The sequence below is a fragment of the Nocardia thailandica NBRC 100428 genome, from assembly GCF_000308795.1.
GTDB classification, from domain to species: domain Bacteria; phylum Actinomycetota; class Actinomycetes; order Mycobacteriales; family Mycobacteriaceae; genus Nocardia; species Nocardia thailandica.
Genome location: NZ_BAGK01000061.1, coordinates 24,898 through 46,200 on the forward strand (window position 1 = coordinate 24,898; position 21,303 = coordinate 46,200).

At 73.2% G+C, this 21,303-nt stretch carries 20 protein-coding genes and 1 pseudogene; 11 read left to right on the forward strand and 10 right to left on the reverse strand.

The features are described from left to right. Nucleotides 1–3: 3 nt before the first annotated feature. From ON36_RS06735 to ON36_RS06770, 8 genes and pseudogenes are all read right to left on the reverse strand, one after another. Complete coding sequence (locus tag ON36_RS06735) at nt 4–807, reverse strand: LLM class flavin-dependent oxidoreductase (RefSeq protein ID WP_043649076.1); 804 nt, start codon at nt 805–807, stop codon at nt 4–6. Nucleotides 808–839: 32 nt separating this feature from the next. Beyond that, nucleotides 840–1,793: a D-isomer specific 2-hydroxyacid dehydrogenase family protein gene (locus ON36_RS06740; RefSeq protein WP_043649077.1), complete on the reverse strand. Its 954-nt coding sequence runs from the start codon at nt 1,791–1,793 to the stop codon at nt 840–842. Between the two features lie 79 nt (nt 1,794–1,872). After that, the gene (gene ligD / locus ON36_RS06745; RefSeq protein ID WP_043649079.1) at nt 1,873–2,832 is read right to left on the reverse strand and encodes a non-homologous end-joining DNA ligase; all 960 of its coding nucleotides are present in this window, start codon (nt 2,830–2,832) and stop codon (nt 1,873–1,875) included. A 284-nt stretch (nt 2,833–3,116) separates the two neighbouring features. After that, the gene (locus ON36_RS06750; protein WP_043649081.1) at nt 3,117–3,506 is read right to left on the reverse strand and encodes a hypothetical protein; all 390 of its coding nucleotides are present in this window, start codon (nt 3,504–3,506) and stop codon (nt 3,117–3,119) included. 72 nt (nt 3,507–3,578) lie between these two features. Beyond that, a complete protein-coding gene (locus ON36_RS06755) occupies nt 3,579–4,673 on the reverse strand; it encodes a methyltransferase (RefSeq protein WP_043649083.1) in 1,095 nt (364 codons plus the stop codon). Between the two features lie 170 nt (nt 4,674–4,843). Beyond that, nucleotides 4,844–6,949: a RecQ family ATP-dependent DNA helicase gene (locus tag ON36_RS06760; RefSeq protein ID WP_043649085.1), complete on the reverse strand. Its 2,106-nt coding sequence runs from the start codon at nt 6,947–6,949 to the stop codon at nt 4,844–4,846. Between the two features lie 35 nt (nt 6,950–6,984). Continuing rightward, nucleotides 6,985–8,200, reverse strand: a pseudogene (locus tag ON36_RS06765) (RtcB family protein). 71 nt (nt 8,201–8,271) lie between these two features. Then, entirely contained in the window at nt 8,272–9,021 is a 750-nt protein-coding gene (locus ON36_RS06770) for an MBL fold metallo-hydrolase (RefSeq protein ID WP_052313717.1), read from the reverse strand. 70 nt (nt 9,022–9,091) lie between these two features. Here ON36_RS06770 and ON36_RS06775 point away from each other — a divergent pair, with 70 nt between their 5' ends. After that, nucleotides 9,092–9,700 carry a TetR/AcrR family transcriptional regulator gene (locus tag ON36_RS06775; protein WP_043649089.1) on the forward strand — a complete coding sequence of 203 codons (609 nt, stop codon included), beginning with the start codon at nt 9,092–9,094 and terminating at the stop codon, nt 9,698–9,700. A 7-nt stretch (nt 9,701–9,707) separates the two neighbouring features. Here ON36_RS06775 and ON36_RS06780 read toward each other — a convergent pair whose 3' ends face one another. Together ON36_RS06780 and ON36_RS06785 are read right to left on the reverse strand one after the other, a co-directional pair. Beyond that, nucleotides 9,708–10,667, reverse strand: coding sequence for a linear amide C-N hydrolase (locus tag ON36_RS06780; RefSeq protein ID WP_043649090.1), 960 nt, complete (start codon nt 10,665–10,667; stop codon nt 9,708–9,710). A gap of 182 nt (nt 10,668–10,849) precedes the next feature. Then, on the reverse strand, nt 10,850–11,743 hold the full coding sequence (locus tag ON36_RS06785) for a ribokinase (protein ID WP_043649091.1): 894 nt from the start codon (nt 11,741–11,743) through the stop codon (nt 10,850–10,852). Nucleotides 11,744–11,882: 139 nt separating this feature from the next. Here ON36_RS06785 and ON36_RS06790 point away from each other — a divergent pair, with 139 nt between their 5' ends. From ON36_RS06790 to ON36_RS06835, 10 genes are all read left to right on the forward strand, one after another. Further along, nucleotides 11,883–13,148 (forward strand): glutamate-5-semialdehyde dehydrogenase, encoded by a 1,266-nt coding sequence (locus ON36_RS06790; RefSeq protein WP_043649092.1) that lies wholly within the window; start codon nt 11,883–11,885, stop codon nt 13,146–13,148. Then, nucleotides 13,145–14,017 carry an AAA family ATPase gene (locus tag ON36_RS06795; protein WP_043649093.1) on the forward strand — a complete coding sequence of 291 codons (873 nt, stop codon included), beginning with the start codon at nt 13,145–13,147 and terminating at the stop codon, nt 14,015–14,017. Before ON36_RS06790 ends, ON36_RS06795 begins: the two co-directional genes overlap by 4 nt. Before the next feature lie 4 nt (nt 14,018–14,021). Then, a complete protein-coding gene (locus ON36_RS06800) occupies nt 14,022–15,419 on the forward strand; it encodes a vWA domain-containing protein (protein ID WP_043649095.1) in 1,398 nt (465 codons plus the stop codon). Between the two features lie 9 nt (nt 15,420–15,428). Then, on the forward strand, nt 15,429–15,791 hold the full coding sequence (locus ON36_RS06805) for an MmcQ/YjbR family DNA-binding protein (RefSeq protein ID WP_043649097.1): 363 nt from the start codon (nt 15,429–15,431) through the stop codon (nt 15,789–15,791). Nucleotides 15,792–15,912: 121 nt separating this feature from the next. Continuing rightward, nucleotides 15,913–17,088, forward strand: a complete 1,176-nt coding sequence (locus ON36_RS06810; protein ID WP_157224805.1) for a hypothetical protein — start codon at nt 15,913–15,915, stop codon at nt 17,086–17,088. A gap of 11 nt (nt 17,089–17,099) precedes the next feature. Further along, the gene (gene nadD / locus ON36_RS06815) at nt 17,100–17,741 is read left to right on the forward strand and encodes a nicotinate-nucleotide adenylyltransferase (RefSeq protein ID WP_043649101.1); all 642 of its coding nucleotides are present in this window, start codon (nt 17,100–17,102) and stop codon (nt 17,739–17,741) included. Further along, nucleotides 17,741–18,154: a ribosome silencing factor gene (gene rsfS, locus ON36_RS06820; RefSeq protein WP_043649103.1), complete on the forward strand. Its 414-nt coding sequence runs from the start codon at nt 17,741–17,743 to the stop codon at nt 18,152–18,154. The genes nadD and rsfS overlap by 1 nt, the downstream gene beginning before the upstream one ends. Before the next feature lie 53 nt (nt 18,155–18,207). Further along, the gene (locus ON36_RS06825; RefSeq protein WP_043649105.1) at nt 18,208–18,867 is read left to right on the forward strand and encodes a histidine phosphatase family protein; all 660 of its coding nucleotides are present in this window, start codon (nt 18,208–18,210) and stop codon (nt 18,865–18,867) included. 811 nt (nt 18,868–19,678) lie between these two features. Continuing rightward, on the forward strand, nt 19,679–20,437 hold the full coding sequence (gene octT / locus ON36_RS06830) for a diglucosylglycerate octanoyltransferase (protein ID WP_052313718.1): 759 nt from the start codon (nt 19,679–19,681) through the stop codon (nt 20,435–20,437). Between the two features lie 3 nt (nt 20,438–20,440). Next, nucleotides 20,441–21,283: a DegV family protein gene (locus ON36_RS06835; protein ID WP_043649107.1), complete on the forward strand. Its 843-nt coding sequence runs from the start codon at nt 20,441–20,443 to the stop codon at nt 21,281–21,283. Nucleotides 21,284–21,303: the final 20 nt, after the last annotated feature.

Below are 21,303 nucleotides of genomic sequence, written 5' to 3' on the forward strand. Positions count from 1 at the left end.
CGCTCAGGCCGCGACGGGGCCCCGGCGGACGAGCGCGGCGGCCGCGGCGGCGGTGGTGTGCTCGGGCACCTGGGTCAGCCACCACGTGGCCCCCGCGCGGGCGTAGGCCGCGGCGTCGGCCGGGTCGGTTCCGGCGACCACCACGTCGTAGCCGGTGAGATCACCGCGGTGTCCGGCGACGACGTCGAGCATGCGCGCGACGTCGTCCGGCGAACCCTCCGGGCACAGCCCCTCGTACCGGGCCGCCCGCCGCAGCGGCGCATCGCGCACCGACTGCGCGGCCACCCAGACGGGGATCCGGGGCCGCTGCACCGGCCGGGGCGTGAACACGAGATCGTCGACGACGAAGCGCGGCCCGCGATGCTCGACCGGTTCCCCCGTCCACAGCGCGGTGATCACCGCCAGCCCCTCGTCGAGCAGACGGGCCCGTTCGCGCAGGTCGGTGGCCTCGCCGAGGCGGGTGAACTCCCCGCCGGTGTCGCCGCCGAGCCCGACGCCGAGCACGCAGCGGCCGCCGCTGAGCTGATCGAGCGCGACGGCCTGCCTGGCCAGTTCGGCGGGGCGGCGCCGGGACACCGGCGTCACCCGGGTGCCGAGCCGGACCCACGCGGTCGCCGTCGCCATGGCCGCCAGCGCGGTCCACGTCTCGCCGACCGCGAGGCCGCGGTCCCGCGGCCGCACCAGGTGATCCCAGAGGAAGACCCCGTCGAAGCCGGCCGCCTCGGCCTCCGCGGCCAGCGCCGCCGTCACCCGGGGATCGGCCAGCTCACCGAACGGAGCCAGGTATACGCCCTGCCGCAGACCCATGGCCGCAGTGTAGGACCGCCCGCGGCGCCGCCTCAGTAGCCGCGCGCGGGGTCGATCGGCGCCAGCAGCTCCGCGCCCCCCACGAAGCGCGCGACGTTCGCCGCCACGTGATCGGCGAAGGCCGCCAGCCGCAGGTGCGGCGGATTCGAATCGTGCGGCGTGAGGATCACCGTCGGCAGCGTCCAGAGCGGGTGCCCGTCGGGCAGCGGCTCGGGATCGGTGACGTCGAGGCCCGCGCCGCCGATGCTGCCCGCGGTCAGCGCCGCCACCAGCGCGTCGGTGTCGATCAGGCTGCCGCGCGCCACGTTGATCACCCAGGAGGTCGGGCCGAGCCGGGCCAGTTCCTCGGCGCCGACGATGTGGCGGGTCTCGGCGGTGGCGGGCGCGGCGATCACCACGTGGTCGGTGTGCGACCACACGCGGCCGAGCTGGTCCGCGGGCACCGTTTCCACATCGTCCGGGATGCCCGGGCCGGTGACCGGCCTGCCGGACCGGTTGACCGCGATGATCCGCGTGCCCAGCGGCACCAGCAGCGGGATCAGCGCCCGGCCGATGCCGCCCGCGCCGAGGATGGTGACCGTCTTGCCGCGCAGCGACCCCACGTGCGGGTAGAACTCCTCCTGCCGCCAGGAGGTGGCGCGCAGCTGTTCGGGCAGATACCGCACCCCCGCCAGCAGCATCGCCAGGGCGTGTTCGGCCACGCTGGCCGCGAAAGCGCCTGCCGCCGAGGTGAACTCGACCCCCGGGTGCGCCTGGATGATCCCCGCCGCGAACCAGTCCTCGACGCCCGCCGCGGGCAGCTGCACCCAGCGCACGTTCGCGGGCAGCCGCTCGGGAAACGCCGACACCGGCCCGGCGAAGACGAGCCCGTGCGCCTCGTCCAGGTCGGTGACCGTGCCACCGCCCTCGGTGACCGCCTTGACCAGCAGCGTCGGTGCCGGGTCGGCCGGACCGATCGCGATCGGGACCCCTGCGGTCGAGCTCACTGCGTCAACCTCCGCTGTCGATGGTCACCCGCGAACCCCACACGGGTGCTGCCGTCAGCGAAAATAGCATTCGGCGCGGTCAGTCGCCGTCCAGGTCGACCGGCTCCACCCCGTCCCGGTCCGCCCATTCCAGCAGCGGGGCGATGTCGAAGACCGCGTCGTCGATTCCCGCGTGCAGGTCCCCGAGTTCGGCGAAGCGGGCGGGCACCGTCGCCATGGTGAAGTCGCGCGGGTCCACCGCGTCGATCTCGTCCCAGCGCACCGGCGTCGACACCGTCGCCTCCGGCACGCCGCGCACGGAGTAGGCGGCCGCGATCGTGTGGTCGCGGGCGTTCTGGTTGTAGTCGACGAACAGCTGCGCCGGGTCGCGGTCCTTGCGCCACCAGGTCGTGGTGACGTCGAGCGGCGCGCGCCGTTCGACCTCGTGCGCGAAGGCCAGGGCCGCCCGCCGCACGTCGGCGAACCCGTGCTCGGGGGCGATCCGCACGTAGACGTGCAGGCCCGAGCCGCCCGAAGTCTTGGGCCACCCCACCGCCCCCAGCTCGTCGAGGACCTCGCGCACCACCCCCGCCACCCGCTGCACCCGCGACCACGGGCAGTCCGGCCCCGGGTCCAGGTCGATGCGCCACTCGTCCGGGCTCTCGGTGTCGGCGGCGCGCGAGTTCCACGGATGGAACTCCACCGTCGACATCTGCACCGCCCACACCACGTCCGCGAGTTCGCGCACGCACAGCTCGTCGGCGTGCCGCCCGTACCGGGGAAAGAACACCCGCACCGTCGGCACCCAGTCCGGCGCCCCCGAGGGCAGCCGCTTCTGGTGGACCTTGTCCCCCGCCAGCCCCTTCGGGAAGCGGTGCAGCATGCACGGCCGATCGCGCAGCGCGTTGACGATGCCGTCGCCCACGCTGAGGTAGTAGTGGACGAGGTCGAGTTTCGTGGCTCCCGTCGCAGGAAAGTACACCCGGTCCGGATTGCTCACCCGCACCGTCCGTGTCCCGACCTCGAGCTCCACCGCCGGGGTGGAGGACTTACCAGCCACGAAGGTGACGATAGTGCGAGGACAGGAATTCCGCCGGAAACCGACCACGGACGGCGAGCCTACGAACGAGGATGCGGCACCGACCCCACCACGACGGGCCGACCCCGAGGACGCGGCACCGACCCCACCACGACGGGCCGACCCCGAGGAGGCCCCGCCGCGCAGCGGCGGTCGCGGCCGCCCCGACGAAAAGAGACCCGAGACAATGCGCCGAAGGCGCGAGTATCGGGTCTCTTTTCGTCGGGGCCCGAAGGGCCGCGACTCGAGCGCGCCAGCGCTCAAAATTACAGCTCGTACACCCCGAACGCCCGGTTCTGGATGCACATCGGCATGACGTGGACCTGCTTGGTCCATTCGTAACGCGCGGCGGCTTCGACGGTTTCGCGTTCGGCTACGCAGACGCTGACGGTGCCGGGCAGGGTGAGCGGGTTCATCACGGCCAGGGGGATGCCCGCGTGGATGCCGCTGTAGAGGCCGCCGTCGAAGCACAGCGGGGTGATGGCGATGCCGCGTGCGGCGCTCTCGCGGTCCGCGGCGGCCTGCGCGCCGGGCACGCCGGAGCAGTCGAGCGGGTTGGCGTTGGTGGCGTGCGCGGGGGCGGTGAACAGGGTGAAGCCGGCCGCGCAGCCCGCGGCTACCGCCGTCAGGGATCGAGCAATCGTGGTCCAGGTCATAGCGGCATTGAATCATCGGTGTGCCGGTTCACCGGCGAGCGATACGGCGTGTCGTGCGGTGTGGCGTGCGTGTCAGCGGCCGGGTGTGGCGGTCGCGGTGAGGATGCAGTCGGGGGCGGCGGTGGGGACGAGTTCGGTGAGGGTGAAGCCGCCGCGGGCGAGCAGGTCGCGGAACTGGGCCTCGGTCCGTTCGTGTCCGGTGGCGTTGACCAGCATCTCCAGGTCGATGAATTGGCCCGCGTGCGGGCGCCGGTGGTCGGGCAGGACCAGTTCGATCAGCAGCAGGGTGGCGCCGGCGGGCATGCCGGCGCGGACGGTGCGCAGGATCTGTTCGGCTTCGGCGTCGGACCAGTCGTGGACGATGTGCTTGAGCAGGTAGGCGTCGGCGCCGCCCGGGACGGTGTCGAAGAAGGAGCCGGCCTCGGTGGTGCAGCGGCTCTCCAAGCCGGCGGCGGCGATCTCGTCGGGCGCGGCGGCGACGACGTCGGGCAGGTCGAACAGGACGCCCGTGCTGCCGGGATGGCGCCGCAGGACCTGGAGCAGGAAGCTGCCGCGGCCGCCGCCGACGTCGACGATGCTGGCGTGCCTGCCGAAGTCGTAGGAGGCGAGCAGGGGTTCGACCGAGAGGTTGGTCGCGCTGGTCATGGCGTTGTCGAACAGGTCGCCGATGTCGCGGTGTTCGGCGGCGTAGGCGAAGAATTCCTTGCCGTCGAGGACGGGCCCGACGGAGCGGCCGGTGCGGACGGCGTCGGTGAGGTGGCTCCAGTGGTTGCGGTGGAAGGCCGAGCCGAAGAAGCGGGACAGGTCACGCAGGCTGACCGGTGAGTCGGCGCGCAGCGCCGAGCCGACGCGGGTGAGGGCGTAGGTGCCGTCGCGGCGCTGGGCGAAGACCCCGAAGGCGACGAGCAGCCGCATCAGCCGCCGCAGCGCGGCCTCGTCGGCACCGGTGGCGACGGCGAGGTCGGCCGCCGAGCGGGGTCCGGCGCCGAGTTCGTCGGCGATACCGAGGTCGGCGGCGGTGGCGATCGCCTGGGCGAGGAACCCGCCGAGCTGCATCTCGAGCAGCGCGATGTGGCCGGGGACGAGCGTGCGGTAGGCGACCGCGAGCCCGTAGCGCACCCGCTCGACGGCGCGCAGTACCGGCAGCGGCGGAATCCTCGACACCATGTCCGGCCTCCCGGGGCGGATGGACGTTGCGCGTGCTCGGACACAGCCCGTCCGAGGGCTGTGCCGGTCACCCTACGCCCGCCGGTGAGGTCGATGCGGTGTTCGCCGACCACGACGCGCGGGCCGGTTGCGCTCGCGTGCCCGGCGCGAAGGGGCGCGGCGTCCGGTGCTCAGGTGGGGGTGGCCAGGGCGAAGGGCAGGACGGCGGGGGCGCCGCTGCGGCGCAGCGCGTGGGCGGCGACGGTGAAGGTCCAGCCGGTGTCGGTGAGGGTGTCCACCAGCAGGACGGGGCCGTCGAGGTCGGTGAGGTCGGGGATCTCCCACGAGTCGAAGAGCCCGGCGACGCGGTGCGCGGAGTTGGCGGCCGAGACCGGCGGCCGGTCGGGGCGCTGGTGCAGGGTGCCCAGGTCGCGCAGGCGGCCGACGTGCGCCAGGCGTGCCGCGAGATCGGCGGTGCGCCGGGGGTGACGCGGGTTCTCCATGGCCAGCACCGCCGTCGGCCGCCGCGCCCAGTCCCAGTCCCGCAGCACCGCGACGCAGGCGTCGAAGACCGCGTCGGGCACCGGCCCGTCGGGTTCGTCGAGCAGCGCGCGCAGTCGCTGCCCCCAGCCCAGGTCGGTGAGCCTGCCGAGCACGCGCCCGGTCTCCGCGCCGTCGGAGATCTTGCCCGACAGCGGGATGCCGAGCTTGGCCATGCCGGTCGGCCATTGTTTGCGCGGCGCGAGGTCGAGGCCGGGCCGGTCGAGCCGGGCGCGGGTGGCGGCCACCGCGTCGGCGTCGACGGTGGTGTCGGGCCGGGTGCCGGTGCAGTTGTCGCAGCGTCCGCAGCCGGGTTCGGCGCCGTCGAGCGCGGCAAGGCCGGGGTCGTCGAGCTGGCGCCGAAGGAAGGTCATGCGGCAGGCGGTGGTGCTCTGGTAGTCGATCATCGCCTGCTGCTCGACCTCGCGGGCGGCCGCGAGACGTTCGTACCGTTCGGCGTCGTAGACCCAGGGTTCGCCGGTGGAGAGCCACCCGCCGCGCACCCGGCGGACCGCGCCGTCGACGTCGAGGACTTTGAGCACCATCTCGAGCCGGGAGCGGTTCAGTTCGACCAGGGGTTCCAGGGCGGCGGTCGAGAGCGGCCGCTCGGTGTCGAGGGCGGCGAGCACCGCGCGCACGATGTGTTCGCGCGGGAAGGCGACCGAGGCGAAGTAGCTCCAGATCCGCGCGTCCTCCGGCCCGGGCAGCAGCACCACCTCGGCGCGCTCGGTTCCGCGCCCGGCGCGGCCGACCTGCTGGTAGTAGGCGATGGGGGAGGAGGGGGCGCCGACGTGCACGACGAACCCGAGGTCGGGTTTGTCGAAGCCCATGCCCAGCGCCGACGTCGCGACCAGGGCCTTGACCTCGTCGGCGAGCAGCGCGGCTTCCAGCGCCTCGCGTTCGGTGGGGTCGGTCTGGCCGGTGTAGGCGGCCACGGTGTGCCCTTGGCTCGACAGCACGTCGGCCAGGTCGTGGGCGGCGGCGACGGTCAGGCAGTAGATGATGCCCGAGCCCGGCAGCCGGCGCAGCTGCCCCGACAGCCAGGCGGTGCGGGCGACCGCGTCGTCGAACCGGACCACCGACAGGTGCAGCGACTCCCGGTCCAGGGTGCCGCGCAGCACGAGGGTGTCGGTGCCGATCTGGCCCGCGACGTCGGTGACCACCCGGTCGTTGGCGGTCGCGGTGGTCGCCAGCACCGGCACGTCCGAGCCGAGGTCGGCGATCAGGGTGCGGATCCGCCGGTAGTCGGGCCGGAAGTCGTGGCCCCAGTCCGAGACGCAGTGGGCCTCGTCGATGACGACCAGGCCCGCGTCGGCGGCCAGCCGCGGCAGGACCTGGTCGCGGAAGTCGGGATTGTTCAGCCGCTCGGGGCTGACCAGCAGCACGTCCACCGCGCCCGCGGCGACCCGCTGATGGATCTCGTCCCATTCGGTGACATTGCCGGAGTTGATCGTCGCCGCGACGACCCCGGCCCGTTCGGCGGCGGCGACCTGATTGCGCATGAGCGCCAGCAGCGGCGAGACGATGACCGTCGGTCCTCGGCCCGCCGCCCGCAGCAGCTTGGCGGAGATGAAGTACACCGCCGACTTGCCCCAGCCGGTGCGCTGCACCACCAGCGCCCGCCGCCGCTGCACCACCAGCGCCTCGATGGCGGTCCACTGGTCCTCCCGGAGGCGGGCGCGCGGACCCGCCAGGTCCCGCAGCAACTGCTCGGCCGCTTCCCGCAGGTCGGTGGTGGTGCCGGAGGTGGGGGTCATGGCCCCATTCTGGCCCAGGCCACCGACAGACGGGGTCAGCCCTTCACGCAGAGCACCTGACGCAGCGTCGCGACGATGTCGACCAGGTCGGCCTGGGCGGCGATGACCTCGTCGATGTCCTTGTAGGCGGCCGGGATCTCGTCGACCACGCCCGCGTCCTTGCGCGACTCGACGCCTTCGGTCTGCGCGACGAGGTCGGCGACGGTGAACTGCCGCTTGGCCGCCGAGCGGCTCATCCGCCGTCCGGCCCCGTGCGAGGCCGAGCAGAACGAGTCCGGGTTCCCCTTGCCGCGCACGACGTAGGACCGGGTGCCCATCGAGCCGGGGATCAGGGCCAGGTCGCCCGCGCCCGCGCGGACCGCGCCCTTGCGGGTCACCAGCATCGGCACCCCGTCGATCTCCTCCTCGGCCACGTAGTTGTGGTGGCAGGAGATCGGCTCGTCGAAGCGCACCGGCCGCGGCCCGAACTCGTCCCGCACGGCCTGGCACACCAGCGCGAGCATCGTCGCCCGGTTGCGGGCCGCGTACTCCTGCGCCCAGGTCAGGTCGCGCCGGTAGGCCGTCATCTCCGGCGTGCCCGCCAGGAACACCGCCAGGTCGCGGTCCGGCAGCCCCTGGTTGTGCGCCAGCCCGCGCGCCACCGCCATGTGCCGCTCCGCGAGCTCCTTGCCGATGTTGCGCGACCCGGAGTGCAGCAGGATCCACACGTGGTCCTCGGTGTCGAGGCACACCTCGATGAAGTGGTTGCCGCCGCCGAGCGAGCCGATCTGCCTTGTGCGCCTTGGACTCCAGCGCCTGCACGCCCGGGTGCAGGTCGCCGAAGTCGCGCCAGAAGCGGTCCCACCCGCGCGCGGCCCGCGCCTGCCGACCGTGCGAGCCGAGGGCGAGCCGGGCCGGGTCGACGGCGTTCTTGTGCGCCGCGAAGCCGACCGGTACGGCCGCCTCGATCCGGCTGCGCAGCGACCGCAGGTCGTCGGGCAGATCGGCGGCGGTCAGGTCGGTCTTCACCGACTCCATGCCGCAGCCGATGTCGACCCCGACCGCCGCGGGCGCCACCGCGTCCCGCATGGCGATGACGGAGCCGACCGTCGCGCCCTTGCCGAGATGGACGTCGGGCATGACCCGCACCCCGTGGACCCATTCGAGCGAGGCGATGTTGCGCAGCTGCCGCAGGGCGGCCTGCTCGATCTCGTGCTCGGCGGCCCACATGAGCGTCGGCGCCTTCGCGCCGCTCAGCTCGACGGGAAACATGGTCGGGTCCTTTCATCGACTGGTGTCGACGGTAGGCAACGGGACCCGCCCGACGCATCCGAATTTCCGGGTCAGACCGGCACGCGGAACGGGCGCCCGGTCGGCAGGATCTCCACGCAGGTGCCGGGGGCGAGGTCGGTCGCGGCGTCGCGGTAGAGGTCGGGGCGGTCGCGCACGGCGTCGATCATCAGCCGGTCGCCGAGGGGTCCGGCGGTGAAGGCGTAGTGGATGGGGACGGCGACGCCGGGGCGCAGGACGCCGGTGAACTCGGCGGCCTCGGCCGCGTCCATCACCACCTGCCGGCCGAACGGGCGGATCCGCAGGCCGTTGATCGGCAGCAGCGCCAGATCGATCTCCGGGAAGCGCCGGGCGATGTCGTCGAGTTCGCCGACGCGGCGGGTGTCGGCGCCGAAATACACGGTGTGGCCGTCCATCCGGAGGACGAAGGTGACCTCGTGCACGCCGTGGCTCGCCGGTGTCGCGATCACCTCGACCGGTCCGAGCCGCGTGCGCTGCCACGGATCGAGTTCGACGACGTTCGGGAATCCGGCGGCCCGGACGCGGGCGCCGATGCCTGCCGCCACCGCGAACGGTACGGACTTGTCGGGGTAGGCGGCCAGCGCGTCGAGGTCGCAGTGGTCGTAGTGCTCGTGGCTGATGACGACGCCCGCGAGTTCGGGCAGGTCGGCGGCGCCGGGCACGGCGTGGGGCTCGCCGTGCCGGTAGAACCGCCGCTCGGAGAACCAGGGATCGGTGAGGATGCGGGCGCCGCCGAAGTCGAGCAGGGCGCAGGCGTGGACGACGCGGGTGACGGTGAGCATGGGCACTCCTGAGAAGACAGTTGTCTACTTACGGGTGTCAGTAGACAGCTGTCTTTGTTAAGGTGTCAAGGTGTCCGAGAAGACGAACGCGCGCAGCCGCAACCGGCGCGGCGAAGGCGCCCGGTTGCGGGACGAACTGATCGCGGCGGCCGGGACCCTGCTCGAAACCCTGGACGGGCAGGAGTCGCTGTCCCTGCGCGCGGTCGCGCGCGCCGCCGGCGTCGCGCCGCAGAGCGTATACCTGCACTTCGCCGACCGGCGCGAGCTGCTGACCGCGGTCTACGCCGAGCGCTTCACCGAATTGCACGCCGCGCTGGTCGCCGCGCGGGAGGCCGCGCCCGATCCCCGCGAGCGGCTGCTCGCCCTGTGCCGCGCCTACGTCGGCTACGGCACCCGCCATCCCGGTCACTACCGCGTCCTGTTCGGCACCGCGGGCACCCCGGGCTGGGAGCCGACCCCCGATCAGCTCCCCGGCCTGCCGACCTTCGACCTGCTCGTCGACGCCGCCGCCGCGTGCGGCAGCGCGCGGCCGACCGAGACCGCGGCCTGCCTGTGGGCGGGCATGCACGGCCTGATCACCCTGCGTCAGGACCGGCCCAGCTTCCCGTGGCCGGAACTCGACGTGCTGGTCGGGACCATGGCCGAGGCCCACCTCGCCGCCGCGGGCGCACCGGCCTGACGCGGGCTCACGCGCCCGGCACCCCGAACGGCTCGGCCGGGGCGAAGCGGTCGGTCACATCGCCGACCAGCCCGTGGACCGACAGGTCGAGCCGCAGGCACCGGGTGTAGTCGAGGTCGCGCGGCCGCACCCAGACGATGTCCGGACGGAACGAGGATTCGAATCCGTATCGGCCCGCGGTGAGATCGATGAGCGAGCGCCACAGCGTCGAGGAGATCTCCGGATGACCGGGATCGGTGACGCCGAACGGCTGGGCTGCGTTGCGCATGACCGACAGCAGCGCCGCGTAGGCCCGGTCGAGGGTGTCGGTCGCGGGCAGCCGCCCGGAGTAGTAGGCCGCCCGGACGAAACGGTCGGCCGCCGCAGTGGTTCCGGGGATCGACTCGTCGCCACCGAAGCCGTCGTAGCGGCGCAGATGGTCGAGCTGCTCGTCGAAGGGCGGCGAATTCGTCATCACGGTGTAGGCCCGGTCGTGGTGCACCCGCAGCTCGCCGCCGACGTACTCCAGCACGGCCGAGTCGCCGGAGGCGTCGTCGAGGGCGAGGTGGATCGTGGAGACCTCGCCCCGCGCCGACACCGCCTGGACCTGAACGGGTTCGGCGGCGAGGCCCGCCACCACCGCGGCGACACTGTCGTAGCGGTCGAGCAGGTACTGCAGCCACAGTGCCGCGGTCAGCCCCGGCCGGGTCGTGTCGCGCGGGCCGAAGTCGGCCTCGGCCAGCCACAGCACGTGTCCGGCCAGGCCCGCCTCGTTCACCCCGTCGGAGCCGGCGATGTCCCAGGCGGCGGCGACCAGGCTGCCGTACCGCGAGGTCCAGGTCAGCGGATGGGGATCGTCGGCCAGCCCGGTCCGGTCGAGGCCGCGCGGCAGCACCCACAGGTTCGTCGGCATGTCCTCGTGCCAGTCCATGTTCCGCCCGACCAGGACGCCGTGCCCGCTCCCGGTCCACAACACTCGTGTGCACATGGGCGCGAGGCTATCCGCGCGAACGCGCAGGTCGCGGGAGGCCGGGCGAGTGTCGCGGCGACGGCCGACGGACCGAGGACCCGGTGGCGCACGAGGCGCTCCACCCGAACCGGGCCGCGCCCCCGGTCGGCGGCCGCGCGACGGGACGGTCCGGGCCGGGGGTGGTCGCCCGCGCGCCCCGGTCACGGGTGGTCTCGCGGCAGTGCGGACAGGCCGAGGGCCCGATCCACCTCGGCGCGCGTCGGCAACGCGGGAATCGCGCCGTGGCGGGTGGCGGCCAGGGCTCCGGCGGTGACCGCGCGGGCCAGGGCGGTCTCCACCCCGCGATGCCAGTCCGCGACGAGGGCGCCGGTGAACGCGTCGCCTGCGCCGGTGGTGTCCACGGCGGTCACGGTCGGCGCGGGAACGTGCACCTCGACGCCGTCCGGCCCCCGGTAGCGGACGCCGTCGGCGCCGAGAGTCGTCACCAGGTGCGGAACCCGGGCGATCGCCTGCCCGTATTGATCCGCCTCCACCGTGTTCACCACGGCGATGTCCACCGCCGTCCACAGCGCGTCCGGGAGCGCGCGGGCCGGCGACGGATTGAGGGCGACCAGCGTGCCGCCCGCGCGGGCACGTGCGGCGGCCGCGACGACCGCGTCGATCGGGATCTCGAGCTGACACAGCAGGATTCGTGCCCCGTCGATGGCGGCCGCCTCGGCGTCGCCGGGCGGGCCGACGGCGTCGTTCGCGCCCGCGACCACCACGATGCTGTTCTCGCCCGCCTCGTCGACGACGATGCCGGCGACCCCGCTCGGCCCCGGCACCGTGCGCACCAGCGCGATGTCGACACCCGCGTCGGTGAGGGTCTCGCGCAATTGCGCGGCGAAGGCGTCGTCACCGAGCGCGCCGATCAGGCGGACGTCGGCGCCCGCGCGGGCGGCGGCGACGGCCTGGTTGGCGCCCTTGCCGCCCGGCACCGTGGCGAAACCGTCGCCGAGCACCGTCTCGCCGGGACCCGGCCTGCGCGGGCAGGTGAGGACCAGATCCATGTTGATACTGCCCAGGACGACCACCCGGGACGCAGCCGCAGTCATGCCCGCGACGCTAGCCGCCGGACGGCGCCGCGCGGGCCGATCCACCGTGGCCTGTGGACAACCCGCGCCCTGTGGACAACCGCCGGTCGGGACCCGGTGCACCGGTACGGGGCGTTGCCGCCATCCGTAGGCTGTACACATGACCGCAGAAGTGACCACCGAGCTCGACATCCGCGAAGCGGTGCACGATGCCGCCCGCAGGGCTCGCGTCGCGTCCCGTGCGCTGGCCCAGCTCACCACCGCCGAGAAGAACGACGCGCTGCACGCGGCGGCCGACGCCCTGCTGGCCGCCGCCGACACGGTGCTGGCCGCCAACGAGGCCGACCTCGCCGCCGCGGCCGCCGCGGGCACCGCCGACTCCCAGCTCGACCGGCTGCGCCTGACCAAGGACCGCATCGACGGGATCGCCTCGGGTCTGCGCCAGGTCGCCGGCCTGCCCGACCCGGTCGGGGTGGTCGTGCGCGGGTCGACCCTGCCCAACGGCCTCGAGATCCGCCAGGTCCGGGTGCCGCTCGGCGTGGTCGGCATGGTCTACGAGGCCCGCCCCAACGTCACCGTCGACGCGTTCGGCCTCGCGCTGAAGTCCGGCAACGCCGCCCTCCTGCGCGGCTCGTCCTCGGCCGCGAACTCCAACGCCGCTCTGGTCGAGGTGCTGCGCGAAGCCCTTGCCGCCCAGGGGATCCCGGCCGACGCGGTCCAGCTGCTGCCCAGCCACGACCGGTCGAGCGTCACCCACCTCATCCAGGCGAGGGGCCTGGTGGACGTGGTGATCCCGCGCGGCGGCGCGGGCCTGATCAACGCCGTCGTCCGCGACGCGCAGGTCCCCACCATCGAGACCGGTACCGGCAACTGCCACGTCTACGTGCACGCCGCCGCCGACCTGGACATGGCCGAGCGGATCCTGCTCAACTCCAAGACCCGCCGCCCCAGCGTCTGCAACACCGCCGAGACCCTGCTCATCGACGCCGCCGTCGCCGAGGTGGCCCTGCCCCGGTTCACCGCCGCGCTCGAGAAGGCGGGGGTCACCATCCACGGCGATCTGCCCGGCCAGGTGCCCGCCACCGACCAGGACTGGGCCGAGGAGTACCTCAGCCTCGACATCGCCCTCAAGGTCGTCGACGGCCTCGACGCCGCCGTCGAGCACATCAACACCTGGGGCACCGGCCACACCGAGGCCATCGTGACCGCCGACTTGGCCGCCGCCCGCGAGTTCACCACCCGCGTCGACGCCGCCGCCGTCATGGTCAACGCCTCCACCGCCTTCACCGACGGCGAGCAGTTCGGCTTCGGCGCCGAGATCGGCATCTCGACCCAGAAGCTGCACGCCCGCGGCCCGATGGCGCTGCCGGAACTGACCTCCACCAAGTGGATCGTCTTCGGCGACGGCCAGACGAGGCCGGTGTGACCAGCGTGACCGAACCGATCTTCACCTCCGTCGAGGACGTCGTCGAACGGCTGGCCGGGACGGGCTACCTCGCCGACAAGGCCACCGCCACCTCGGTCTTCCTGGCCGACCGCCTGGGCAAGCCGCTGCTCATCGAGGGTCCCGCCGGTGTCGGCAAGACCGAGCTGTCGCGCGCGGTGTCCCAGCTCGCCGGCGCCGAACTGGTCCGTCTGCAGTGCTACGAGGGCGTGGACGAGGCCCGCGCGCTCTACGAGTGGAACCACGCCAAGCAGATCCTGCGGATCCAGGCCTCGAGCGAGAACGACTGGGCCGAGACCAAGGCCGATGTCTTCACCGAGGAGTTCCTGCTCTCGCGGCCGCTGCTCACCGCCATCCGCCGCACCGATCCGACGGTCCTGCTCATCGACGAGGTCGACAAGGCCGACGTCGAGATCGAGGGCCTGCTGCTCGAGGTGCTCAGCGATTTCGCGGTGACCGTGCCGGAGCTGGGCACCATCACCGCGGTGCGGCGCCCGTTCACGGTGCTCACCTCCAACGCGACCAGGGAACTGTCGGAGGCGCTCAAACGCCGCTGCCTGTACCTGCACCTGGACTTCCCCGACGAGGAGCTCGAGCGGCGGATCCTGGCCTCGCGGGTGCCGGAACTGCCGGAGGCGGTCGCGGCCCAGCTGGTCAAGGTCGTGCACGTGTTGCGCGGGATGCAGCTCAAGAAGCTGCCCTCGGTGGCGGAGTCCATCGACTGGGGTCACACCCTGCTCGCGCTCGGCGCGAACGACCTGGACGAGACCACCGTGCGCGCCACGCTCGGGGTGGTGCTCAAACACCGCAGCGATCACCAGCGCGCGCTGGCCGAGCTGAAGCTGGGCTGAGCCGGTGACCGCGCCGCAGCCCGCACCGCACGGCCTGGCCGGGCATCTGACCGGGTTCGTCGCCGCGCTGCGGGCCCGCGGCATCCCCGTCGGCCCCTCGGAGACGGTCGACGCGGGCCGCGTGCTGAGCGTGCTCGAGCTGCTCGACCGGGAGGTGGTCCGCGAGGGCCTGGCGTGCGCGCTGCTGCGCCGCAGCACGCACCGCGCCACCTTCGACGACCTGTTCGATCTGTGGTTCCCGATCGCGACCGGTGCGCGGACCGGTGACGAACCGGAACTCCCGCGTACCCCGGACGGCGCGATCGACGTGCCCGCGCTGCGGGAACTGCTGGCGGGCCTGCTCGCCCAGGAGAGCGCCGGTCCGCAGCTGGAGCTGCTGGCCGGGCGGCTGGTCGAGGAGCTCGGGCAGTACCAGTCCGCGCGCGGACCGTCCTTCTCCGCCTACCAGGCCATGAAGGAACTCTCGCCGCAGAACCTGCTGGCGCAGGTCATGGCGGGCCTTGCCCAGCCGGCGGACGCGAGCGAGTTCGACACCGAGGTGACGCGGCGGCTGGCCCGCGACCGCATCGCCGGCTTCCGGGCGACGGTCGAGGCGGAGACCAATCGCCGTGTCGCCGAACAGATCGGCCGCGACCGCGTGGCCGCCTACGCCGTGGCGCGGCAGGCCGAGGACGCGGATTTCCTCCGGGCCTCGCAGCGGGAGCTGGCCGAACTGCGCCGCAGCTCCCAGCGCCTTGCCCGCATCCTCGCGTCCCGGCTGGCGGTGCGGCGCAGGCACGCGCGGCGCGGGGAGATCGATCTGCGCAAGACCCTGCGCGCCTCCATGTCCACCGGCGGTGTGCCGATCGACCTGGTCAACCGCAAACCGCGCCCGGGCAAACCGGAACTGGTGCTGCTGTGCGACATCTCGGGATCGGTGGCCGGGTTCAGCAACTTCACCCTGCTGCTCGTCAGCGCCCTGCGCGACCAGTTCTCCCGGGTGCGCATCTTCGCCTTCGTCGACCGGGCCGACGAGGTCACCGGCTACTTCACCGCCGACACTCCGCTCGACGACGTGGTGCAGCGGATCTTCACCGAGTCCGCGGTGATGGGGCCCGACGGCCACTCCGATTACGGTGCGGCACTGAGCAGTTTCGCCGAGAACTACGCCGAGGCGGTCACCAGCCGCAGCTCGCTGATCATCCTCGGCGACGGCCGAACCAACTACCGCAATCCCCGGCTCGAGATCCTGCGCGAGCTGGTCGGCCGGGCACGCCACGCGCACTGGCTGAATCCGGAGTCGTCGGTGCACTGGGGGAGCGGGGACTCGGCCGCCCGCGAGTACGGGGAGGTCATCGAGATGCACGAGTGCCGTTCGGCGCGGCAGCTGACCGCCGTGGTGTCACGGCTGCTACCGGTGTGAGGAGCGCGGATGCGTGACGAACTGCTCGCCTACTGCCTGGCCAAACCCGGTGCCCGGCAGGACGAACCGTGGGAGGGCGATGTCGTGGCCAAGGTCGGCGACAAGATCTTCGCCTTCCTCGGCTCGGGCACCGCGATCGGCCTCGAGTGCGGCGCCGACCGCACCGAAGCCGACGAGCTGGTGCGGATCCACCCCGGCGACGTGACGGCCTCGGCCTACATCGGCCGCTACGGCTGGAACAGCATCACCGTCGGCGGATCGGTCCCCCTCGACGAGATCTTCGAGCTGATCGACGCCTCCTACGACGCCGTGGTGGCCAAGCTGCCCAGATCCAAACGGCCGACGGCGCCGGACGTTTCAAGGAAACGTTAAGCGCTTCACAGGCCACGGCGGCCAGGATCCGCGTCATGCTGATTGGGGCGCCGCACCGCGGTGAGCACGATGACCCGCGGCCCGCCGCGCACACCGCCACGGACGGTGCGGGACGCGCCGCATGAACGACCGGTGTGACCCCGATGTGGCGCGCTGGTGGGAGAACGGCCCGGTCTGGACCCGCCGCCCCGGGGAGCGATCGCAGGACGATCCGCTGCCGGGCACCCCCATCGCCCCGCCCTCGCCGAACGCGCCGCTTCCCCGCCTCACGGCCGACCCGCGGACGCCCGACGCCGTGTGGGCGCGCCCGGCGGCCGAGCGCGGCGCCGCGATTCCCCCCGTCTACGGACCCGATGCCGGTCCTGCGGCACAGGCCCCCGGCACGATGCGCGCCACACCGGGCCCGGCGCTGCTCGGGCCGGTGCCCGCCGACCTCGGCGTGGAAGTGACCGTGGCGGCCCTGACACCGCCGGACGCGACACCGGGACCCCCGGTCCCGGGGGAATCGGCGCAGACCGCGCCGCCGGTGCTGTGCATCGGCCGCCTGGCCGCGCCCGGCTCGTCGGCGATCGCCGACCGCTGCGCGGGCACCGCCGAGTCGCCCTGCCGCGGGGTGCAGGTCGCCCGCAAACTGGCCCGGCTCGCCGCCGTCCGGGCGGCCGAGGCACCCGCGGCGGCCGAGGTCCAGCTGCGCCGCGCCCTGCTGATCGGTTCCTGCGGCGCGAGCCCGCGCGAGCTGGCGCTGCTGCGCGCACAGCTGGTCGGCGTCATCGCCGCGCAGGCGGGCCGGGAGGCCGACGCGGCGGAGGCGGCCCTGGCCGCCGCTCGCGCGTGGCGCCCCATCTCGGCCGCCGACACCGCCCACTACACCGTCGTCGCCGCCCGTGCCCTGCGCCGCGCGGGCAGGCACGCGGAGGCGGTCGCGGCCTTCGAGAAGCCGCTGCTGGGCACCCGCACCCCCTACGCCGGCGCCCAGCTGAGCGCGGTCCGCGCCGAATACGCCGACTCCATGCGACGCCTCGGCAGGCACCGCGATGCCGCCTGGCAGTTCACCGAGGCCGCGCGGTTGATCGCCGGCCGCGCCGACGACCGCCATCGCCACGCCGAGCTGGTGTGGGCCGCGGCCACCGCCCGCGAGCAGTGCGGGCAGCTCGAGGCCGCCGTCGCCGGATACGTCCGCGCCGGGGTGCTCTGGGACCAGCTCGACCTGCAGGGTCCGCGGGAGCGTTGCCTGTCCGCGGCTGCGCGCGTCTGGGACGCCCTCGCCGCCGGTGGTGCCCGGCCGCCGACCCGTTAAGCTCGGACCTCATGCACAGCAAGCCTGCGCCGCGGCGCAAGCTCGGGGTGATGGGCGGCACGTTCGATCCCGTTCACCACGGGCATCTGGTCGCCGCCAGTGAGGTGGCGCACCGTTTCGACCTGGACGAGGTCGTGTTCGTGCCGACCGGCAAACCGTGGCAGAAGGCGAACAAGCAGGTCAGCGCCGCCGAGGACCGGTACCTGATGACGGTGATCGCGACCGCGTCCAACCCGCGGTTCTCGGTCAGCCGGGCCGACATCGACCGGGACAAGGTCACCTACACCGTGGACACCCTCCGGGAGATGCAGGCCGCCCATCCCGACGCCGAGCTGTACTTCATCACCGGTGCGGACGCGCTGGCCAACATCCTGACATGGCAGGATTGGGCCGAACTGTTCGACCTGGCCAAATTCGTCGGGGTGAGCAGGCCGGGGTACGAGCTCAACACCGATCATCTCGAGGAACATCTGCGCGATTTTCCCGACGACGCGGTGACCATGATCGAGATCCCGGCCCTGGCCATCTCCTCGAGCGAGTGCCGGCGGCGCGCGGCGCAGGGGCGGCCGGTCTGGTACCTCGTTCCCGACGGCGTCGTGCAGTACATATCGAAGCGGCACCTGTACGAGGCCGCAGGAACGGAAGGCAACTGATGACGGCGTCCGCCGAAGCGGTCACGATGGCCAAGGTCGCGGCACTCGCGGCCGACGACAAGCTCGCCACCGACGTGGTGGTGCTCGACGTGTCCGAGCAACTGGTGATCACCGACTGCTTCGTGATCGCCTCGGCGCCCAACGAGCGCCAGGTCAACGCGATCGTCGACAACGTCGAGGACAAGCTGCGCGAGGCCGGGTACAAGCCCGTGCGTCGCGAGGGCACCCGCGAGGGCCGCTGGGCGCTGCTGGACTACGTCGACATCGTCATCCACATCCAGCACAACGACGAGCGCAACTTCTACGCCCTGGAGCGGCTGTGGAAGGACTGTCCGACCGTCGAGGTGGAGGGCATCCGCCCGCCCGCCGCTCCCGCCCCTGCCGACGCGGAGACCGAGGGCGACACCGAGTGAGTGACCGAGGCCGCGAGGCCACCGGGGCGCCGTCGGCTGCCGGCGCCCGCCGAGTGAACAAATACGCCCACGTGCGCACCCTGATCCTGTTGCGGCACGGGCAGACCGAGTGGAACGCCGTCGATCGGATGCAGGGTCAGATCGACACCGACCTCACCGATCTGGGCAGGCAGCAGGCCAAGGAGGCCGCGCGGGAACTGGTGTCGCGCAACGCGATCGCCATCCACGCCTCGGACCTGCGCCGGGCCAAGGAGACCGCACAGGCACTCGGCGACCTGTCCGGGCTGCCGGTCGTCACCGATCCGCGCCTGCGCGAAACCGATCTCGGTGACTGGGAGGGGCTGACCCACCTCGAGGTCGACGCCGACTACCCGGGCGCGCGGGTGCAGTGGCGCCTGGACGCGACCTACACCCCGCCGGGTGGCGAGAGCAAACTCGAGGTCGGCGCCCGGTCGCTGCCGGTGGTGCGGGAACTGTACAACGACCGGCAGGATTGGCCGGGCCGGACTATCATCCTGGTGGCGCACGGCGGGCTGATCGCTGCTCTCACGGCCGCGCTGCTGGATCTGCCTCCCGGTAACTGGCCCATCCTCGGTGGACTCGCCAACACCAGCTGGGTGCAGCTGTCCAGCCACGGCCCCGACATCGACCGACCCGGCTGGCGTCTCGATGTATGGAACGCAGCGGCGAAGGTAGCTCCCGATGTCCTCTGATGAGCCCGTCCGGTCGGTACCGGACGAATTGTTCCAGCAGGTGACGGCCCGGCCCGAACGGCAATTGCCGGACGCGCTGTTCGGCCCGGCACCAGCGGCGCCCCGGCGCCCCGAACGCGAGGAACCCATCCGCACCGTCCCCGACGAGCTCTTCAAGCAGGCCACCGCCCGCGCCACCCGCTCACTACCCGACGCGCTGTTCGGCCCGATACCGCCCCCGCCCGCCGCGACCCTCGAGACGGCGGACGACGCTGCCCCGGAAGAGGATTCGCTCACCGCCGAGGAAACGGCGGGGGAGCCCGGCGGGGAAGCGCCGTCGGAGGCGCCCGCCTCGCACGGATCCGACCCGGTGGAAGCGGTCGCCGCCGAGGCGAGCCCGGTCCCCGGCGATGTCGCCGCCGAGACGAGTGACGGCGAGGCGGACTCCGCCGTCGGACGCGCCGGGACCCCGACGACGCCGGGCGACGGGCCCGACGAGGCAGACGAGGTAACGGCCGACCGAGACGCCGAGGTGAGCGTGTCGGCTCCCGCCGAGGACGCCGCCGCGGACCTGCCCGCCGAAAACGGTTCCGTCACCGTGGCTTCGGCCCCGGAAATCCTGGACGAGACCGCGGACGCGCCCGACGAACCCGCCGTCGCCGCGTCGGCCCCGGCCGACGACGACTCGGCGGACGGCGTCGAGCCCACGCCCCCGCTCGCACAGGAGACGGCGCTCCCTGCGGCTGCCTCCACCGAGAACGCTTCCGCCGACGCGGTTCCCGAGGTGGCCGTTCCGGCCGCCGAGCTCGCCGCGCCCGCGAACGGCACCGTCGTGCCCGCGAGCGAGGCAGGCGCCCCCGCGCCCGCCGAGGCCGAGCCCGCCACGCCGCGTCCCGTGCTGCTGGTCATCGCCGACTCCCTGTCCTACTTCGGCCCCAAGGGCGGCCTGCCCGCCGACGATCCGCGGATCTGGCCGAATCTGGTGGCCGCGGAACTGGATTGGGACGTCGAACTGGTCGCACGGATCGGCTGGACCTGCCGCGACGCCTACTGGGCGCTCATCGGCGACCCCCGGGTCTGGGCCGCGGTCCCGCGGGCAGGCGCTGTGGTCTTCGCCGTGGGCGGCATGGACACCCTGCCCTCGCCCTTGCCCACCGCGCTGCGCGAGATGATCCGCTACGTGCGGCCGCCGCGGCTGCGCCGCGGCGTGCGCGCGACCTACAACTGGTTGCAGCCCAAGCTGTCGAAACTCGGCCGCCCCGTCGCCCTTCCGCCTCGGGTCAGCGTCGGCTACCTGGAGGACAGCCGCGACGCCCTCGCCCAGCTGCGCCCGGAGCTGCCGATCATCGGCGTGCTGCCCTCGGTACACAAGTGTGACGCCTACGGCCGGGTCCACCGCGGTCGTCCGCGCGCGGTCAAGGCACTGCGCGCGTGGTCCGAACGGACCTCGGTGCCGCTGGTCGACCTCGGCGAGGCCGTGCGCGACGACATCGAGTCCGGCGACGCGAATCCCGACGGCATCCACTGGGGCTGGGCAGGCCATCAGGCGGTCGCGACGGCGATGACCAAGACGCTGCAGGAAATCCGGTAATCCGTGACCGTTGTCGTGGTCACCGATTCGTCGGCGGGGCTCCCGGCCGACGCGGTCGCCGATCTCGGCATCGAGGTCGTGCCGCTGCACGTCCTGGTGGGTGAGCGGCAGATCCGCGAGGGTGTGGATCCGTTCGAGATCGACTACGCCGCCGACGTCGTCACGACTTCGGCGGCCTCGCCCGGGGAGATGCGCGCGGCCTACGAGGCGGCCCTGGCGCGCAGCGACGGCGACGGCGTCGTCGCGGTGCATCTGTCGCGACTGCTGTCGGCGACCTGGGAGGCGGGCAGGCAGGCGATCGCCGACATGGGCGCCGCCGAGCAGGTCCGCTTGGTCGACTCCCTCGGCGCGGGCCTGGCCACCGGCCTGCCGGTGCTCGCCGCCGCCCGTCGCGCGGCGGCGGGCGAATCGCTGTCGGCGGTCTACGACGCGGCCGTCGCCGCGTCGGGTCGGGCCCGGACCTTCCTGCTGGTGAACCGGACCGAGCAGTTGCGCCGTGGCGGCAGGCTCAGCAGCGCCGCCGGCTTCTTCGGCAGCGAGCTGGTCACCAAGCCGCTGCTCCAACTCGTCGACGGCAAGCTGGAGCTGCGGGAGAAGGTGCGAACCCGGTCCCGGGCCTACGCCAAGCTGGTGGCCGCGGCCGTGGAGGCCGCGGGCCCCGACGGCGCCGCCCTCGGGGTGCAGCACCTGGACGCGCCCGACGCGGCCGAGACCATCGCCGCGCAACTGCGCGAGCAGATCCCGGGCGTGAGCGAGTGCCACGTGGCCGAGTTCGGGCCGACGCTCGGCGTCCACCTCGGTGTCGGCGCGCTCGGCGTGCTGGTCCTGCCCGGCGGTTGTTCGTGACCGGAACCCGTTGCCGGGCA

Excerpts from the sequence above, each read along its gene's own strand:
- rsfS (WP_043649103.1), top strand. The coding sequence starts at position 17,741 with ATGACGGCGTCCGCCGAAGCGGTCACGATGGCCAAGGTCGCGGCACTC.
- ON36_RS06785 (WP_043649091.1), bottom strand. The coding sequence starts at position 11,743 with ATGACTGCGGCTGCGTCCCGGGTGGTCGTCCTGGGCAGTATCAACATG.
- ON36_RS06780 (WP_043649090.1), bottom strand. The coding sequence starts at position 10,667 with ATGTGCACACGAGTGTTGTGGACCGGGAGCGGGCACGGCGTCCTGGTC.
- ON36_RS06760 (WP_043649085.1), bottom strand. The coding sequence starts at position 6,949 with ATGACCCCCACCTCCGGCACCACCACCGACCTGCGGGAAGCGGCCGAG.
- ON36_RS06755 (WP_043649083.1), bottom strand. The coding sequence starts at position 4,673 with ATGGTGTCGAGGATTCCGCCGCTGCCGGTACTGCGCGCCGTCGAGCGG.
- ON36_RS06770 (WP_052313717.1), bottom strand. The coding sequence starts at position 9,021 with ATGCTCACCGTCACCCGCGTCGTCCACGCCTGCGCCCTGCTCGACTTC.
- ON36_RS06810 (WP_157224805.1), top strand. The coding sequence starts at position 15,913 with ATGAACGACCGGTGTGACCCCGATGTGGCGCGCTGGTGGGAGAACGGC.
- ON36_RS06750 (WP_043649081.1), bottom strand. The coding sequence starts at position 3,506 with ATGACCTGGACCACGATTGCTCGATCCCTGACGGCGGTAGCCGCGGGC.
- ON36_RS06790 (WP_043649092.1), top strand. The coding sequence starts at position 11,883 with ATGACCGCAGAAGTGACCACCGAGCTCGACATCCGCGAAGCGGTGCAC.
- nadD (WP_043649101.1), top strand. The coding sequence starts at position 17,100 with ATGCACAGCAAGCCTGCGCCGCGGCGCAAGCTCGGGGTGATGGGCGGC.
- ON36_RS06805 (WP_043649097.1), top strand. The coding sequence starts at position 15,429 with ATGCGTGACGAACTGCTCGCCTACTGCCTGGCCAAACCCGGTGCCCGG.
- ON36_RS06735 (WP_043649076.1), bottom strand. The coding sequence starts at position 807 with ATGGGTCTGCGGCAGGGCGTATACCTGGCTCCGTTCGGTGAGCTGGCC.